The organism is Streptomyces sp. NPDC016851 (assembly GCF_055562795.1).
On record NZ_JBVHEP010000011.1, the window covers coordinates 152694 to 168371 of the forward strand.

Annotated in this window: 14 protein-coding genes; 7 read left to right on the top strand and 7 right to left on the bottom strand. The window is 73.4% G+C overall.

Translation table 11 applies throughout. From position 1 onward, the window contains the following. Positions 1-97: 97 nt before the first annotated feature. Together ACZ3I3_RS19610 and ACZ3I3_RS19615 are read left to right on the top strand one after the other, a co-directional pair. The gene (locus ACZ3I3_RS19610; RefSeq protein ID WP_467366681.1) at positions 98-988 is read left to right on the top strand and encodes an NAD(P)-dependent oxidoreductase; all 891 of its coding nucleotides are present in this window, start codon (positions 98-100) and stop codon (positions 986-988) included. A 19-nt stretch (positions 989-1007) separates the two neighbouring features. Next, positions 1008-1430, top strand: coding sequence for a PPOX class F420-dependent oxidoreductase (locus ACZ3I3_RS19615; protein ID WP_467366683.1), 423 nt, complete (start codon positions 1008-1010; stop codon positions 1428-1430). 160 nt (positions 1431-1590) lie between these two features. Here ACZ3I3_RS19615 and ACZ3I3_RS19620 read toward each other — a convergent pair whose 3' ends face one another. Further along, positions 1591-2169: a DUF4865 family protein gene (locus tag ACZ3I3_RS19620; RefSeq protein ID WP_467366685.1), complete on the bottom strand. Its 579-nt coding sequence runs from the start codon at positions 2167-2169 to the stop codon at positions 1591-1593. A gap of 10 nt (positions 2170-2179) precedes the next feature. After that, on the bottom strand, positions 2180-2758 hold the full coding sequence (locus ACZ3I3_RS19625) for a TetR/AcrR family transcriptional regulator (RefSeq protein WP_467366687.1): 579 nt from the start codon (positions 2756-2758) through the stop codon (positions 2180-2182). A gap of 174 nt (positions 2759-2932) precedes the next feature. On the opposite strand from ACZ3I3_RS19625, the gene ACZ3I3_RS19630 reads away from it, so the two are divergent. From ACZ3I3_RS19630 to ACZ3I3_RS19640, 3 genes are read left to right on the top strand one after another with little or no spacing between them, the layout of a single operon-like run. Then, positions 2933-3214, top strand: coding sequence for an SHOCT domain-containing protein (locus tag ACZ3I3_RS19630; protein WP_345662072.1), 282 nt, complete (start codon positions 2933-2935; stop codon positions 3212-3214). After that, positions 3211-3969 (top strand): ABC transporter ATP-binding protein, encoded by a 759-nt coding sequence (locus ACZ3I3_RS19635; protein WP_467366690.1) that lies wholly within the window; start codon positions 3211-3213, stop codon positions 3967-3969. Before ACZ3I3_RS19630 ends, ACZ3I3_RS19635 begins: the two co-directional genes overlap by 4 nt. Beyond that, positions 3966-6527: an ABC transporter permease gene (locus ACZ3I3_RS19640; protein WP_467366692.1), complete on the top strand. Its 2562-nt coding sequence runs from the start codon at positions 3966-3968 to the stop codon at positions 6525-6527. Before ACZ3I3_RS19635 ends, ACZ3I3_RS19640 begins: the two co-directional genes overlap by 4 nt. 53 nt (positions 6528-6580) lie before the next feature. Here ACZ3I3_RS19640 and ACZ3I3_RS19645 read toward each other — a convergent pair whose 3' ends face one another. Further along, a complete protein-coding gene (locus ACZ3I3_RS19645) occupies positions 6581-7114 on the bottom strand; it encodes an ATP-binding protein (protein ID WP_467366694.1) in 534 nt (177 codons plus the stop codon). 183 nt (positions 7115-7297) lie between these two features. After that, entirely contained in the window at positions 7298-7621 is a 324-nt protein-coding gene (locus ACZ3I3_RS19650) for a hypothetical protein (RefSeq protein WP_261682162.1), read from the bottom strand. 401 nt (positions 7622-8022) lie between these two features. Between ACZ3I3_RS19650 and ACZ3I3_RS19655 the strand changes: the two genes are divergently transcribed. Beyond that, positions 8023-9147: a PLP-dependent cysteine synthase family protein gene (locus ACZ3I3_RS19655; protein ID WP_467366696.1), complete on the top strand. Its 1125-nt coding sequence runs from the start codon at positions 8023-8025 to the stop codon at positions 9145-9147. Positions 9148-9169: 22 nt separating this feature from the next. On the opposite strand, the gene ACZ3I3_RS19660 is transcribed toward ACZ3I3_RS19655, so the two are convergent. Continuing rightward, positions 9170-9637 (bottom strand): SRPBCC family protein, encoded by a 468-nt coding sequence (locus tag ACZ3I3_RS19660; protein ID WP_467366698.1) that lies wholly within the window; start codon positions 9635-9637, stop codon positions 9170-9172. A gap of 63 nt (positions 9638-9700) precedes the next feature. Continuing rightward, positions 9701-10531, bottom strand: a complete 831-nt coding sequence (locus tag ACZ3I3_RS19665) for a DeoR/GlpR family DNA-binding transcription regulator (protein WP_467366700.1) — start codon at positions 10529-10531, stop codon at positions 9701-9703. A gap of 282 nt (positions 10532-10813) precedes the next feature. Between ACZ3I3_RS19665 and ACZ3I3_RS19670 the strand changes: the two genes are divergently transcribed. Further along, positions 10814-13207 carry a hypothetical protein gene (locus tag ACZ3I3_RS19670; RefSeq protein WP_467366702.1) on the top strand — a complete coding sequence of 798 codons (2394 nt, stop codon included), beginning with the start codon at positions 10814-10816 and terminating at the stop codon, positions 13205-13207. Here the strand turns inward: ACZ3I3_RS19670 and ACZ3I3_RS19675 are convergent. Then, entirely contained in the window at positions 13177-15612 is a 2436-nt protein-coding gene (locus ACZ3I3_RS19675) for a right-handed parallel beta-helix repeat-containing protein (RefSeq protein WP_467366704.1), read from the bottom strand. The two genes, ACZ3I3_RS19670 and ACZ3I3_RS19675, sit on opposite strands and share 31 nt — an antisense overlap. Between the last annotated feature and the right edge of the window lie 66 nt (positions 15613-15678).

The following is a 15678-nucleotide window of genomic DNA, read 5'->3' on the forward strand; positions in this document are numbered from 1 at the left end:
GGCTTGCCCGCGCCGCTTCCGGGAAGGCTCGCGCCTGAGCGGGCAGGCTGGACCGCAGGCGGCTCGCCCGCACCGTACGAACGAGGAAGTTGACGTCATGACCGACAAGCTCACCGTGAGCGTCCTGGGCACCGGGATCATGGGCGCCGCGATGGTCCGCAACCTGGCCCGCGCCGGGCACGCCGTCCACGCCTGGAACCGCACCCGCGCCAAGGCCGAGCCGCTGGCCGCCGAGGGCGTGCACATCGCCGGTACTCCCGCGGAGGCGGTCCGGGACAGCGACGTCGTGCTGACCATGCTCTACGACGGCCCCGCCGCCCTGGAGACGATGCGGGAGGCCGCCCCCGCCCTGCGCCCGGGCGCCGCCTGGGTGCAGTCCACGACCGCGGGCGTCGAGGCCATCGGTGACCTCGCGGCCTTCGCCCGCGAGCACGGCCTGGTCTTCTACGACGCGCCCGTTCTGGGCACCCGCCAGCCCGCCGAGGCCGGGCAGCTGACCGTGCTCGCCGCCGGCCCCGTCGAGGGCAGGGAGACGGTGACGCCCGTGTTCGACGCCGTCGGCGCCCGTACCGTGTGGGCCGGCGAGGACGGGGCGGCCGGCGGCGCCACCCGGCTGAAGCTGGTCGCCAACAGCTGGGTCCTCGCCGTGACGGCCGCCGCCGGTGAGGCCCTGGCACTGGCGAAGGCCCTCGACATCGACCCGCGCGCTTTCCTCGACCTCATCGCCGGCGGCCCGCTCGACATGGGCTATCTGCACGCCAAGTCCGGCCTGGTCCTCGAAGACCGGCTCACCCCGCCGCAGTTCGCGGTGACCACCGCCGCCAAGGACGCCCGCCTCATCGTCGAGGCCGGTGCGGGCCACGGCGTCCGCCTGGACGTGGCCGAAGCCGCCGCCGCCCGCATGGAGCGCGCCGCCGCCCAGGGCCACGGTGACGAGGACATGGCCGCCGCCTACTTCGCCAGTTTCGACGAAAGCCCGTCCGTCTGATCATCCGGGAGGTTCCCCCATGTCCAAGCCGCCGCTGCCGCCCGAGGCCGAGGCCCTGCTGAGTCGGCCCAACCCGTGCGTCATGGCCACGCTCCGCTCCGACGGCACACCGGTCTCCACCGCCACCTGGTACGCGTGGAAGGACGGCCGGGTGCTGATCAACCTCGACGAGGGCCGGGTCCGCCTGAAGCACCTGCGCCGCGACCCGCGCGTGACACTCACCGTCCTCGCCGACGACAACTGGTACACCCACATCACCCTCATCGGCCGCGTCACCGAGATGTACGACGACAAGGACCTGGCCGACATCGACCTGCTCTCCCGGCACTACGGCGGCCGGCCCTACCCGAACCGCGTCCGGCCCCGGGTCAGCGCCTGGATCGAGGTCGACCGCTGGCACGGCTGGGGCGAGATGAAGGACAACGACCAGGCCATGGGCTGAGACCGGCGGGCCACGCCGTCAGACACGCGTCCCGGGGCCGCCGCCCACCGAGCGGGCGGCGGCCGTCGTGGCGTCCGCGCCGAGCATCACGTGATGCGGCGGTACTCCCAACTCCCCGCACAACAGGTTCAGTACGTCCCGCGCACCGCGCGGACCGCACTCACCACCGGCGCCCCCGGAGCAGCCGGTCCCGGCCCGGTACCGACAGGTGCAGCACCTCGAACAGGTCGCCGTCGGCCTTCGGGGTGTCGTGCTCCCAGAGGGAGAAGTGCACCAGCTCCCAGCGGCTCGTGTCGACGGCCGCAGCGGCGAGCAGGGCCCCGTCCTGCGCCGCCAGCCGCCGGACCTCCCGCACCGCCTCCTCCACCGTCCCGGCGGGCGACCCGGAGTCCGGGACGGGTTGGCGCCGCCGTACCGCGAACCGCGCGTGCGCACCGCCCCCTTCCTCGTACGCGAGCCCCGTCCACTGCCGTACGGACGGCCGCCCGAAGTCGTCACTGAGCCCCTGGAACCCGCCGCCCCACAGGAAGGCGTTCATGCCGTCGACGGTGTTCCAGAGGTAGAACGGCGCGTACTGGTTGACCGACGAGCCGCGCAGACCGCGCTCGCGCGTCAGATAGGCCTTGAAGCCGAGCCCGTCCCAGCCGTCGAGCAGATGCCCCCGGCGGGCGACACGGTCGCGGATGACGCCCATGTCGTAGTCGGCGGGCAGGGTGATCTCGTACTGCATGGCGTGCACGCGGGCCTCCTCAAGCCGGGCGGGGCGCCAACAGGGACAGCAGCCCCCGTACGCCCGCGTCGAACGCGGCGGGGGAGCCGGAGGCGCGGGCCAGGACGTATCCGCCCTGGACCGTCGCGACGACCGCCGCGGCGATCTCCCCGCCGTCCAGCGAGGACTCGAACTGCCCCTGTTCCTTGCCCTCTTCGACGATCCCGGCGATCCGCTCCCGGAGCCAGTCGAGCGTCTCGTCGACCGGGGCGCGCAGCTCGGCGCCGGCGATCACGTCCGGGTCCATGGTCAGCCGGCCGATCGGGCAGCCCCGCAGCACGTCCCGCTCGCGCCGCAGATATGCCTCGATGCGCTCGTACGGCGTTCCCGGGCCGTCGAGTACTCCCGCGGCGGTAGCCCGCATCTCCTCGGCCGTCCGCCGGATCGCGGCCAGCGCGAGGTCCGGCTTGCCCTTGAAGTGGTGGTACATGCTGCCCTGCCCGGCGCCCGCGCGCTCCAGGATCGCCTTGGGGCTCGTGCCCACGTAGCCGCGCTCCCACAGCAGCTCGCGCGTGGACTCGATCAGCCGCTCCGAGGTGCTCATGACCGCACTGTACATACCAGTAGGTACAGAAGTCGAGGGGGCAGGGGAAGCACCCGTACCGCGCCCGTCTACTCCCCCCGAGGTACGCGCACTGCCGCTGGCCGTACGACGACCGGGGACCCCGCGCGGGGCGACGCTCGGAAGCGACAGACAGGACATCGCGGCAACGCGTCCGAGGAGTTGAACGACATGCAGACCCTGGCGAACTTCGGTGACGGCGGCCCCGGCCCCTGGATCCTGCTCTTCCCGGTGATCTGGGCCCTGGTCATCGGCGGCGGCATCGCGCTGCTGCGCCGCACGGTGTGGCGCGGCCGCCGCGGCGGCCCCTGGCGGCAGCCCCCGGCCGGGAACGACTCGCCCATCACCGTGCTCGGACACCGCTTCGCCTCCGGCGAGATCGACGAGGACGAGTACTGGCGCCGACTGTCCGTGCTGAACGAGGAGTTCGGCCGCAAGGGAGGCGCGGCATGACCACGACGACCGCCACGACGACCACGCGGCCCGCCGCCCGGGTCGTCGACGCGGTGAAGGTGTACGGCGGTGGCGACACCGCCGTACGCGCCCTCGACGGCGTGACCGTGAGCTTCCCGGCCGGCCGCTTCACCGCGATCATGGGCCCTTCGGGCTCCGGCAAGTCCACCCTGATGCACTGCGCGGCCGGCCTGGACACGCTCACCTCGGGCACCGCCCGCATCGGCGACACCGACCTGGGCGGCCTCGACGACCGCCGCCTCACGCTCCTGCGCCGCGACCGCGTGGGCTTCGTGTTCCAGGCGTACAACCTGGTGCCGACCCTCACCGTCGCGGAGAACATCAGGCTGCCCCTTGACCTGGCGGGAGGCCGGGGCGACCCGGAGTGGATCGACACGCTGATCGACGTCGTCGGACTGCGTGACCGGCTCCACCACCGGCCCGCCGAACTCTCCGGCGGACAGCAGCAACGCGTCGCCGTGGCCCGGGCGTTCGCCGGACAGCCGGACGTCGTCTTCGCCGACGAGCCGACCGGCAACCTCGACTCGCGCTCCGGCGAGGAGGTGCTCGGCCTGCTCGGCCGCACCGTACGCCAGACCCGGCGCACGGTCGTCATGGTCACCCACGACCCCGTGGCCGCCGCGCACGCCGACGAGGTCGTCTTCCTCGCCGACGGACGCCTGGTCGACCGCATGGAGTCCCCGACCGCCGACCGGGTCCTGGACCGGATGAAGGCCTTCGAGGTGCCCTCATGAACGCCTCCGTACGCCTGAGCGTGTCCTCCCTGCACGCCCACCGGCGGCGCTTTGCCGGTACGTTCCTCGCCGTGTTCCTGGGCGTGGCGTTCCTGGCCGGGACGCTCGTCATGGGCGACACACTGCGCGCCGGTTTCGACTCGATGTTCGGCAACGCGACCCGCGGCACCGACGCCGTGGTCCGCAGCGCCGACGCCATCACCACGCCCGGCGAGAGCCAGGGCGTACGGCAGCCGGTCGCCACCGGCCTGGCCAGGACCGTCGAGAAGGTCCCGGGCGTCGCGACCGCCGTGCCGAACATCCAGGGCGCCGGGCAGCTCGTGGGCGCGAACGGCGACCCGATCGGCGGCCAGGGCCCGCCCACCCTCGCCGGCAACTGGATCACCGACCCGCAGCTCAATCCGTACCGGCTGGCCGACGGACGCGCCCCGCGGAGGTCCGGCGAGGTCGTCGTCAACCGCGGCACTGCCGAGAAGGGCGCCCTGAAGATCGGCGACACGACCGTCCTGCGCACCCCCGACCCGGTCCGGGTGACCGTCGTCGGCCTGGCCACCTTCGGCGGTGAGGACGGCATGGCACAGGTGACCTTCACCGGGATGACCCTGGCCGACGCGGAGAAGTACCTCACGGCCAGGCCGGGCGAGGCGGCGAGCATCCAGGTGCGCGCGGGACCTGGCGTGAGCCAGGAGGAACTCGTCGAGCGGCTGACGCCCGCCCTGCCCCAGGGCGTCGAGGCCATCACCGGCCAGGAGTCGGCCGAGGAGAACACCGAGATGATCTCCAGCCAGTTCCTGGACATCTTCACGCTCTTCCTGCTGGTGTTCTCCGGCGTCGCCCTGCTGGTGGCGACCTTCTCCATCCACAACACCTTCGCCATCGTCGTCGCCCAACGCACCCGCGAGAACGCCCTGTTGCGGGCGCTGGGCGCCTCCCGCCGCCAGGTCACCGTCACCACTCTGGTGGAGGCCACCGCCGTGGCCGTGACGGCGTCCCTGGCCGGCCTGGCGGGCGGCATCGGCATCGCGGCCGGGCTCCAGGCACTGTTCCCGGCCATCGGCTTCCCGTTCCCCGAGGGCGACCTCGTGGTCAAGGGCCTCTCACTGGCGCTGCCTCTGGCCGTCGGCATCCTGGTCTGCCTGGGTTCCGCCCTGCTGCCCGCCGTACGCGCCGGCCGCACCGCACCGCTCGCCGCCCTGCGCGAGACGGCCGTCGACACCTCCGGCGCGTCCCGCCTGCGGGCGATCACCGGCACGGGCCTGATCGCGCTGGCCCTCGCCCTCACCCTGGCCGGCGTCCTCGTGTCACCGTCCGTCTGGCTGGCGGGTTCCGGCGCCGCACTGGCCCTGGTCGCGTTCGTGGTGCTCGGCCCGGTCGCCTCCACCACCGCCGTCCGGATCCTCGGCAGCCCGCTCGGCCGGCTGCGCGGTGTCACCGGCGCGCTGGCCCGGCAGGGCGCCCTGCGCAGCCCGAAGCGCACCGCGGCCACCGCCAGTGCCCTGATGATCGGCGTGGCCGTCGTGTCGCTGTTCACGGTGTTCGGTGCCTCGCTGAAGGCCACCATGGACCAGACCGTGTCCCGGTCCTTCGCCGGCGACGTCGCCGTCAGCGCCCCGTCGTTCGGCGCGGGCGGCAGCGGACTGAGCCCGAGGCTGGCCGACGCGGTCCAGGAGCTGCCCGAGGTGGACACGGCGGTCGGACTCGGCCGGGGTGTCGCCGAGGTCGACGGCGAGGGCCGGGCCCTCACGGTCACCGACCCGGCCGCCCTGGAACGCGCCTTCGACCTCGGCAGCATCGACGGCTCGATGCGCGGCCTCGGCACCGACGGCATCGCCGTCACCGAGAAGGAAGCCGCCAGGCAGCACCTCACCCCCGGCGGCAGGGCCCAGCTCACCTTCACCGACGGCCGCAAGGAGACGTTCACCGTCCGCGCGGTCTACGGGCAGTCCGAACTCGCCGGCGACTACGTCATCACCCGCGCCGCCTGGGCCCCGCACCGCACCCAGGACTCCGACACCCTCGTCGCCGTCACGTTCGAGGACGGCGTGAGCACGGACGCGGGCAAGGCGGCGGTGGAGAAGACCGCCGCCCGGTACGGCAACCCGGAGGTCCAGACCCGCGACGAGTACGCGCAGTCCTCGGCCGGCGGCATCGACATGATGCTCACCCTGGTCTACGCCCTGCTCGCCCTCGCCGTGGTCATCGCGCTGCTCGGCATCGCCAACACCCTGACCCTGGCGATCCACGAACGCACCCGTGAACTCGGCCTGCTGCGGGCCGTCGGCCAGACCCGCTCCCAGCTGCGGGCCATGGTCCGCTGGGAGTCGGTCCTGGTCGCCGCCTTCGGCACGGTCGGCGGGCTCGCCCTCGGCGCCTTCCTCGGCTGGGTCCTCGTCAGGGCCTCGGACGGCAGCAGCGACAGCGCCTTCGCCTTCGCCGTGCCGCCCGTCCAACTCGCGGTCGTGGCCCTCGTGGGTCTCATGGCCGGCGCCCTCGCGGGGCTGCGCCCGGCCCGGCGCGCGGCACGCCTGGACGTGCTGCGCGCCATCGCCACCGAGTGACCCTGGAGGTGCCCGCCGACGCGACCCCCGTGCGAACGGTGGTCACCGCCCGGTCAACCGGCAACGGCGGACCGGGCGGGAGCATGTTCGGGCCGCAGCCCGTCGGCGACGTGCCCGACCTCCGCGAACCTGCGCGCGGGTTTCTCCAGGACCGTGCGCCGTGCCCGGCGCGCCGGCGCCGCGACCGCGGCGGAGGACGTCGGGAGGGTGAACCAGACGACCTTGCCGGACTCGCCGTCCGGCCGGACGCCCCAGCTCTCGCTCATGGCCGCCACCATCGCCAGCCCGCGCCCGCAGGTCGCCAGCGGCTCGGCGTCGTCCACCACGGGCATCCGCGGGTCGTGGTCGCGCACCGAGACCGTGAGCCGGTCGAGCAGCAGCTCTATCTCCACGGTGCACGTCTTGTCGGGCTGGGCATGCCGGTGGACGTTGGACAGCAACTCCGTCACACCGAGCGAGGCCCGGTCGATCAGAGCGTCCAGATGCCAGTAGCGCAACTGCGCAGAGACGATTCTGCGGACCTGGCCGATCCGCGACGGCAGGGCTTGGAGCTCCACCGTGCAGTGCCTGCTTGGGTAGCTGATCACGGCTGCGACTCCCCGACGTGAGGTCCGGAAGAACACGGAGTTCGGATCCAGCAGGGCGCCTTCGTGACGCTGTCGCCCGCTGTCGTGGCCGGCGGGCTGGTTCGCAGCGTTATCGCCGGTAAACCCAGAGTGACGTGAGACCAGAGTGACGCAGGGGGTGGGGTACCGCAACTCGCGGACATCTCAGTCGCCGCGCCCCGCCGCCCGGCGCACGGCCTCGATGAAGCGCCGTGCGGCCGGCGGCCCCGGTTCGCCCGGAGCGGGGTCGTGATCGCCCAGGGTGAGCAGGTAACGATTGCCGTTGAGATCCGCCGTGGCCCGGTCATCGGGGCCGAACCAGGGCTTGGAGGCGCGCACCGCCTGCACCGGCGCGCTGTCGATCTCACTGCCGTAGCTGGTCAGCAGCTCGAGCCGGCCGTCGCTGATGCGGACCTGGCCGGCCCGGGTGAGCGAACGCAGCCGCTTCCCGATCCGCACGCCCGTGGCCCTGAACTCCGGCTCCGCCATGCCACCCGCCCCCTTGTGCGCGTCGGTGCACCGGCCCGCCCTCTGCGCGGTACCCGGCACAGGCTCGTGTCCTGATCCAGTGTGCCCCCGTCCGGAGGCTTGCTCCGGTGGTGCGCCGTACCCCTGCCGGTACCCCGTCCGGGGCTCCGGTCCCGCGGTGAAGTCTGCCCCCACCCGGCGTCGAGCACCAGTACAGCAGACCCCCTCTGCAGGGGGCGCCCGGAGCACACACGCAAGTGCGCCCCCTGGACCGCGCGCCCCCTTGCACCGGCTCTGCCCCAGGGGGCGCTTTGGGGGGCTCAAAGGTGCGTTTATGCAGGTGAGAAGCGTGCGTCAGGTGCTTATGATCGGGGTGTCGGCCGCGCGACGCGTCGTCGGCGCGCAGCGTTAGGAGCCCCCTCGTGAGCACCCCCCAGCAGACCCGCACCGGCGTCACCCTCGACGTCGACCACAGCGACACCGCCTACCGCGCATGGCTGAAAGAAGCCGTCCGCAGGGTCCAGGCCGACGCCAACCGCTCGGCCGACACGCACCTCCTCCAGTTCCCCCTGCCCGAGCGGTGGGGCGTCGACCTGTACCTGAAGGACGAGTCCACCCACCCCACCGGCAGCCTCAAGCACCGGCTCGCCCGCTCCCTGTTCCTCTACGGCCTCTGCAACGGCTGGATCCGGCCGGGCCGCCCGGTGATCGAGGCCTCCAGCGGCTCGACGGCCGTCTCCGAGGCGTACTTCGCGAAGCTCGTCGGCGTGCCCTTCATCGCCGTCATGCCGCGCACCACGAGCGCCGAGAAGATCCGTCTCATCGAGTTCCACTCCGGCCGGTGCCACTTCGTGGACGACCCCCGCACGATGTACGAGGAGTCCGCCCGCCTCGCGGCAGAGACCGGCGGCCACTACATGGACCAGTTCACCTACGCCGAACGGGCCACGGACTGGCGCGGCAACAACAACATCGCCGAGTCCATCTTCCGGCAGTTGCGCCGGGAGCGGTTCCCCGAGCCGGCGTGGATCGCCGCCACGGCGGGCACCGGCGGCACCTCGGCGACCCTCGCGCGCTACGTGCACTACATGCAGTACGACACCCGCGTCTGCGTGGCCGACCCCGAGAACTCGTGCTTCTTCGAGGGCTGGACCACCGGCGATCCGGACGTCACCTGCGACTGCGGCTCCCGGATCGAGGGCATCGGCCGCCCCCGGATGGAACCGAGCTTCGTGCCCGGCGCGATCGACCGGATGATGAAGGTGCCCGACGCGGCCAGTGTCGCCGCGGTACGGGCACTGGAGCGCGCCATCGGCCGCAAGGCGGGCGGCTCGACCGGTACGGGACTGTGGAGCGCGCTGAAGATCGTCGCGGAGATGGTCTCCGAGGGACGGCAGGGGAGCGTCGTGACGCTGCTCTGCGACCCGGGGGACCGGTACCTCGACAAGTACTACTCCGACACCTGGCTGGCCGCCCAGGGGCTGGACATCGGGCCGTACACGGCCGCGATCGACTCGCTCCTGGAGACGGGCGTCTGGCCCGACTGAGAGGATGCCCGGGCTGGTGGCGCTACGCCGCCAGCCTCCGGTCCAGCGCCGTGACGGCGTCCCGGAAGGCCTTGGCCTGAGCCGCCCGCACCGGCTTCATGGCGAGCCGGTACGCCGCCGTCCCGTCGGTCGCGAACGTCCACCGCACCCGGGTCCCGGTACCGGCCGGGGCGAGCCGCCACTCCTCGGCGATCGCGCGCACTCCGGGCACGTTGGTGACGTCGACGCGATAGGCGTACACCTCGGGTTCCGTCGCCGCGATGACCGACTCCCGGAACCGGACGCCGCCGATGAGCCGGATGTCGCGCCCTTTCCCGCCGTCGATCGGACGGGCGGCCGTCACCTGGGGAAACCAGTCGGCCCAGCCGGGCACGTCCTCCAGAGCCCGGTAGACCGCCTCCACCGGAGCGGAGATCTCCCGCTCGGAGACATGCCGCACGGGCGCGGCCTGGACGAAGTCGAGCCCCACGGGGCGCAGACGGTGAGCCATGGACGAAGCCCTCCTGGCTGAGGAGCTGGCGAGACCGGCAGCGTCACCCTAACTGGCGACCCGTCAGCTGTCTGCCTCGTCTTCGGGCTCCCCGGCCACGACCAGCCGCCGCAGATGCTCCACGACCACGCCGCGCGCCTCGTCCGGCAGACCGGAGTCCGTCACGAGGGTGTCGATCCGCTCCAGCGAGGCGAACGAACTCAGGCCCACCTTGCCCCACTTGGTGTGGTCGGCGACCACCACGACCCGCCGGGCCGACTGCACGAGCCGCCGGTTCGTCTCCGCCTCCGCGAGGTTCGGCGTCGACAGGCCGGCCTCGACCGATATGCCGTGCACCCCGAGGAACAGCAGGTCGAAGTGGAGCGCCGCGATCGCCTGGTCGGCGACGGGCCCCACCAGTGAGTCGGACGGGGTGCGCACACCGCCGGTCAGCACGACCGTCGCCGCGCCCTGCCGCGGGCCGGAGGTGCGCTGCGCCGCGTGGAAGACGTCGGCCACCCGCACCGAGTTGGTGACCACCGTCAGGTCCGGCACGTCCAGCAGCTGCTGCGCCAGCGCGTACGTCGTCGTGCCGCCGGACAGGGCGATCGCCGCGCCCGGCGCGACCAGCTTGGCCGCCGCCCGTGCGATGTCCTCCTTGGCGCTCAGCTCCAGCCCCGACTTCGCCTCGAAGCCCGGTTCGTGCGTACTCGCCTCGACCACCGGGACCGCGCCGCCGTGGACCTTCTCCAGCATGCCCTGGCGGGCGAGCGCGTCGAGGTCGCGGCGGACCGTCATGTCCGACACGCCGAGCTTGCGGGTCAGCTCGTTGACCCGGACACCGCCCCGGCGGCGGACCTCGTCGAGGATCAGGGATCGCCGCTGCTCCGCGAGGAGGTTCTGATTCTCGCTCACGTACGCTCCGGTCCTTTCGCCTCAATGCCGTCCGTCAGGCCCAGCACACCTGCCCCAACCAGGACATTCTCCCCCGGCTCCGGTGCGCGGACGCCTCATCCTCGCATGTCGCGGGACCGGCGGCGCCACCGACCGCTCGCCGCGCACATGTCACCGGCGGCTCTCCGCACGGTCACGGATCGGGGAGATTCCGTGACAGCAGGTGTGCGGCGCCGCGGAACTGGAGATCCTTGTGCCCGCACGGACAGAGCCGACGGCGTGTCACGGGGGAAGTGCGAATCAGTGGAACGTGCGCAGGAACAGGCCTCGACCGGCGGGCCGGACCAGCCCGCCCGGCGGCCCGGTGAAACCGGGACCGCTCTGGAACTCCTGGTCCACGGCGTGGGCGGCACCACGCCGCAGGAGATGCTCGACGATCCGCGCACGGTGCGGATCACCGGCGACGGCATCGCGGCCGTCTTCCGGCGCGCCGACGACGTCGACGCGGAGACCGGCCCCGACGACCGCCGCCGCGACAAACCGGTGCCCGAGGCCTACGTCTGGTGCAACCTCACCTCCGGCAACGGAACCCGCGCCCTGTGGCTGTTGCTGCTGCCGTTCATGGTCGTCAACCTCGCCCACTGGATGCGCCCCAGTGCCCGGGGCCGCCGCCGCACCGTGCGTCTGTACGGCCTGCTGGTGCGGCTCACGGGGCTCACCCTGACGGTGCTGCTCGTCGCGGCGGCCTGCGAGGTCGCCCTCGACCTGGCGGCCTGGCAGTGCGCGGGCACGCGCGCGTGCGCCGACCGGCACTCCTGGCTCGGCTTCCTCTCGCCCACGGTCTCGGACGGCGGCTGGTGGAGCAGCCCCGGCCGCAGGCTCGCCCTGGCGTCCTTCGTCCCGACCGCCCTGACCGGTCTGCTGTGGTACCTGTCCCGGCGCACCTGGAGCGACTACGAGTCCCAGCAGCCGCCGGCCGGCGACGCCGAGCCCGACGAGGACGGCGACGGCTCGACCGCGCTGGGCCGGCCCGGCTTCTGGTACGGACGCCGGCTGGTGGCCCGGCTGCGCGCCGCGCACACCGCCGCCGGACTGATCACGGTCGCCGCCGCGGTCGCCGGCGCCGCCGCCCGGCACGACCGGGAGCCCGGCGGCCCCGCCGTACTGAACATCCTGGGCCTGCTCCTGGAGGCGGCACTCGCGGCCTGCGTCGTCGCCGTGGTGTGGGTGGTGTGCCGGCGGGGCCGCAGCGAGAGACGCATCGACCGGGAGCTCGACGAGCGCTTCGTACGGCGCCTGCCGCTCGCCGCCCTCGTCCTGCTCGCCCTCGCCCTGGTGTACGCGGGCTGGGAGCGCCCCGGCTGGGAGTCGGCCGGCCGGCTGCCGGGTGATGCCACCTTCGGCGGTCTCGCTCTGGTCCAGGGCCTGCTCGTGATCGTCCTCGGCGGCGTCGCGTACGCGCTGCACCGCACCGACCCCGACCGGCGGGCCGTGCTGCGAGGGCTCGGCGGACCGGCCGTCGCGATGCTGGGCTGCGCCCTGGGCGGGGTGATGTCCGGCGGTGTGTCGCAGCGTGTGTCGGACTGGCTGGACGGCACCGGGACGTCGATCGACGGCCCGCCGGTCCTGCTGACCTGGCAGGCGTCCGTGATCCCGCCCCTGATCGTGGTGCTGCTGGTGCTCTTCGGCTGGCTGGCCCACCGCGCCTGGCAACTCGCCCGCGCCGAACGCGAGGCGGTGGCCCGCGACTACCCGGACGAGGCCCAGGACCGCGCCCGCACCCGCCGCATCGCCTACACCCGCGCGATGGCCTCCCTCACCGACCGGGGGCCCCGCGTCGTCGCCGTCACCTCCGGCGTCACCCTGCTGCTCGGCGCCGGAGCCCTCGTCGGCGCCCTGACCACCGACGAGACGCCGGGCGAGGCGGCGCGGGGCACCTACCCCGTCGTCCACGGCGCCGCAGAGACCGCCCAGGCCCTCGGCTCCTGGCTGATCGGCCTCGGCTTCATACTGTTCGTCACCTGGGGCAGGCGCGCCTACAAGGACGCCGCGGCCCGCCGCACCATCGGCATCCTGTGGGACGTCGGCACCTTCTGGCCGCGCGCCGCCCACCCCTTCGCCCCGCCCTGCTACGCCGAGCGCGCGGTGCCCGACCTGACCTGGCGGATCGCGACCTGGACGCGCGCCACCGGCGGACGGCTGGTCATCTCCGGGCACTCACAGGGCAGCGTGCTCGCCGCCGCCGCGGCCTGGCAGCTGTCCCCGTCCACCCGCAGACGCGTCGCGCTGCTGACGTACGGCTCCCCGCTGGAGCGGCTCTACGGCCGCTGGTTCCCGGCGCACTTCGGCCCCGCCGCGCTCGGCTCCCTGCACCGGGAGGTCGACTGCTGGCGCAACCTGTACCGGCTCACCGACCCCATCGGCGGCCCGGTGCGCCTGCCCGGCAACCACGACCTCGGGGTCGACCACGTGCCGCTGATGGACCCCCTCTCCTACGGCCGCACCGACCTGCACCCGCTGCCGGCGCCGATCCTCGGCCACTCCGACTACCAGGCGGACCCGGTGTTCGCCGAGGAGCGCCGCAAGCTGCTGGCCCGGCTGCGGCCGGGCCTGCCGGCACCCCGTCACACGGCCGAGCAGCCCTGCCCGGATCCGGAGGCGGATCCTCAGAGCAACTCGGGCAGGTCCTCCGCGTAGAGCAGGGTCAGGTCGTCCGTGCTCGGCTCGGTGAACTGGGCGACGCGGCTCGCGTGCCGCTCCACCATGGCCTCGAAGGTCTGGCGCGCGGTACGGCCGTTGCCGAACGCCGGGCCCTTCGGGAGCTCCGTGAAGTACGTCCGCAGGGCCTCGGCCGCGCCGGGCGCCAGCCGGTACTCGTGCTCCTCGGCCTGCTGCTCCACGATCCGCAGCAGGTCCTCGGGGCCGTAGTCGCTGAAGGTGATGGTTCGCGAGAACCGGGACGCCACACCGGGGTTGACCGACAGGAAGCGCTCCATCTCGGCCGTGTAGCCCGCGACGATCACCACGACCGCGTCCCGGTGGTCCTCCATCAGCTTCACCAGCGTGTCGATGGCCTCCTTGCCGAAGTCGCGGCCCGCGTCCTCCGGGGACAGCGCGTACGCCTCGTCGATGAACAGCACGCCGCCGCGCGCCTTCTCGAAGGCCTCCTGCGTGCGGATCGCCGTCGAGCCGATGTGCTCGCCCACCAGGTCCACCCGGGACACCTCGACCAGGTGGCCCTTCTCCAGCACACCGAGGGACGCGAGGATCTCGCCGTACAGCCGCGCGACCGTCGTCTTGCCCGTGCCGGGGGAGCCGGTGAAGACCAGGTGCCGCTTGACCGACGCCGCCTTCAGGCCCGCCTGCTGCCGGCGCCGGCCGACCTCGATCATGTCCGTGAGGGCGCGCACCTCGCGCTTGACGCTCTCCAGGCCGACCAGCGCGTCCAGTTCACCGAGGACGTCCTTGGAGCTGCGGGCCGACTGCTCGGGTTCCACGACCGGGGCCGGGGGCTCCGGTTCGGTGCGCTGCCCCGGGACCGCGCCCAGCAGGCCGGGGGAGTGGTCCACCGTCTGCACGGCCGTCTCCCGTGCCGCCGGTGCCCGCAGCCCCGCGCTCTCGTCGCTGGTGCAGTCCTCGACCAGGGGGCCCGCTCCGGACGACGCGTCCGCGCCGCTGTCCGCGAACTCGTAACCACCGCGCGCGCACCGCTCCGTGCGGCACTTCCGCAAGCTCGTACGGCTGCCGTCGATCACATGGAAGCCGTAGCCGCCGCTGCCCGTCACCCGGCAGTTGTGGAAGCTGCCGCGGCCTCCGGCCGAGACGTAGACCCCCGCCTCCGCGGGTGAGTCGATCGTGCAGCGCTCCACCGTGGGGTCGGCGCCCTTGGTGACGATGACGCCGGTCTGGGTGCCGTCCAGCGTGCAGTTGCTGAGGGTGCCGCCGCTGCCGTGGTCACGGAACCAGGCGCCCGTCGCCGCGTCCCGGATCCGGCAGTCGTCGAGCTGCGCGGTCGCGCCGTCGCTCACCGACACGGCCGTGTTGCGCACCTGCGACAGGTCGCTGTCGACGACGTCCACGCGGGAGCCGCGGTCGAGGACGAACAGGGCGTCCGGCACGTCGTGCACCCGGCACGAGTCGAGCACCGCGGTGGCGCCGTCGCTCACCCACACCGCCGGGTAGTCGCCCGTGCTGTCGAAGATCTCGCACTGGTTGGCGTCCACGCGTGTGCCCGGGTCCCACACCGACAGGCCGTTGCGGCCGAACTGACGCACCGTGGTGCGGGTCAGCGTGAGGACGGAGCGGGACCGCAGGTCGACCGCGTTCTCCGGGATGTCGTGGATACGGCAGTCGGCGAGCGTCAGCACCGCGTCCGTGTCGAGCGTGACTCCGTCGGCCGTCGTGCGGTGCACATCGCAGTCGGTGAGGTGCGCGGTGGCCCGGCCGGTGATCTGCACACCGCTGCCCCGGACCTCGTAGATCTCGCAGCCCACCGCCTCCAGCGCCGAGTTCTCCCCGGTCGCCGACAGGCCCGAGCCCGAGGTGTGGTGCACCCGGCAGCGCTCCAGACGCGGGTGGGCGCCGCCGCGCACCGCCACACCCGCCTGGCCGGCCGCGACGACCTCGCACTCCTCGAACACCCCGCCCGCGCCGTCGAGTACGGCGATGCCGATGCCCGCCGGGTTGTCGACCGCGCAGCGCCGGACCGTGGGCCGGGCGCTGCCGCGCACCTCGATCCCGGCCGCCGACCGCGTGACCACCCGTACGTTGCTCAGCTCCGGCGTGCCCTCCTCCACCAGCACCGCGGGGGCCGCCGCGTCCTGGCCCTCCACGTGCAGGTCCTGGACCACCGCCGAGGCGCGCACGGTCAGCGGCACGCCGTCCAAGGGCGCGATCCGCACCGAGCCGGGGGAGCCCTCGGGGCCGCGCAGGGTCACCGCACGCTGCACGACGAGGTTCTCCCGGTAGGTGCCGGGGGCGACCGTGAGGACGTCTCCGTCGGCCGCGGCCTCCAGGGCAGCGGCGAGCGATGCGTACTCACCTGTGCGGCGCCGCCACCGCGACGTGCCGGTGTGCGTCACCTGGACCGTGCCCTGTGCCATGGTGTAGCTGTGCCCCCACCTCGGTCGTACTGATGGCTCGTTCGCCTTCGGGACGCTGCCACCGGT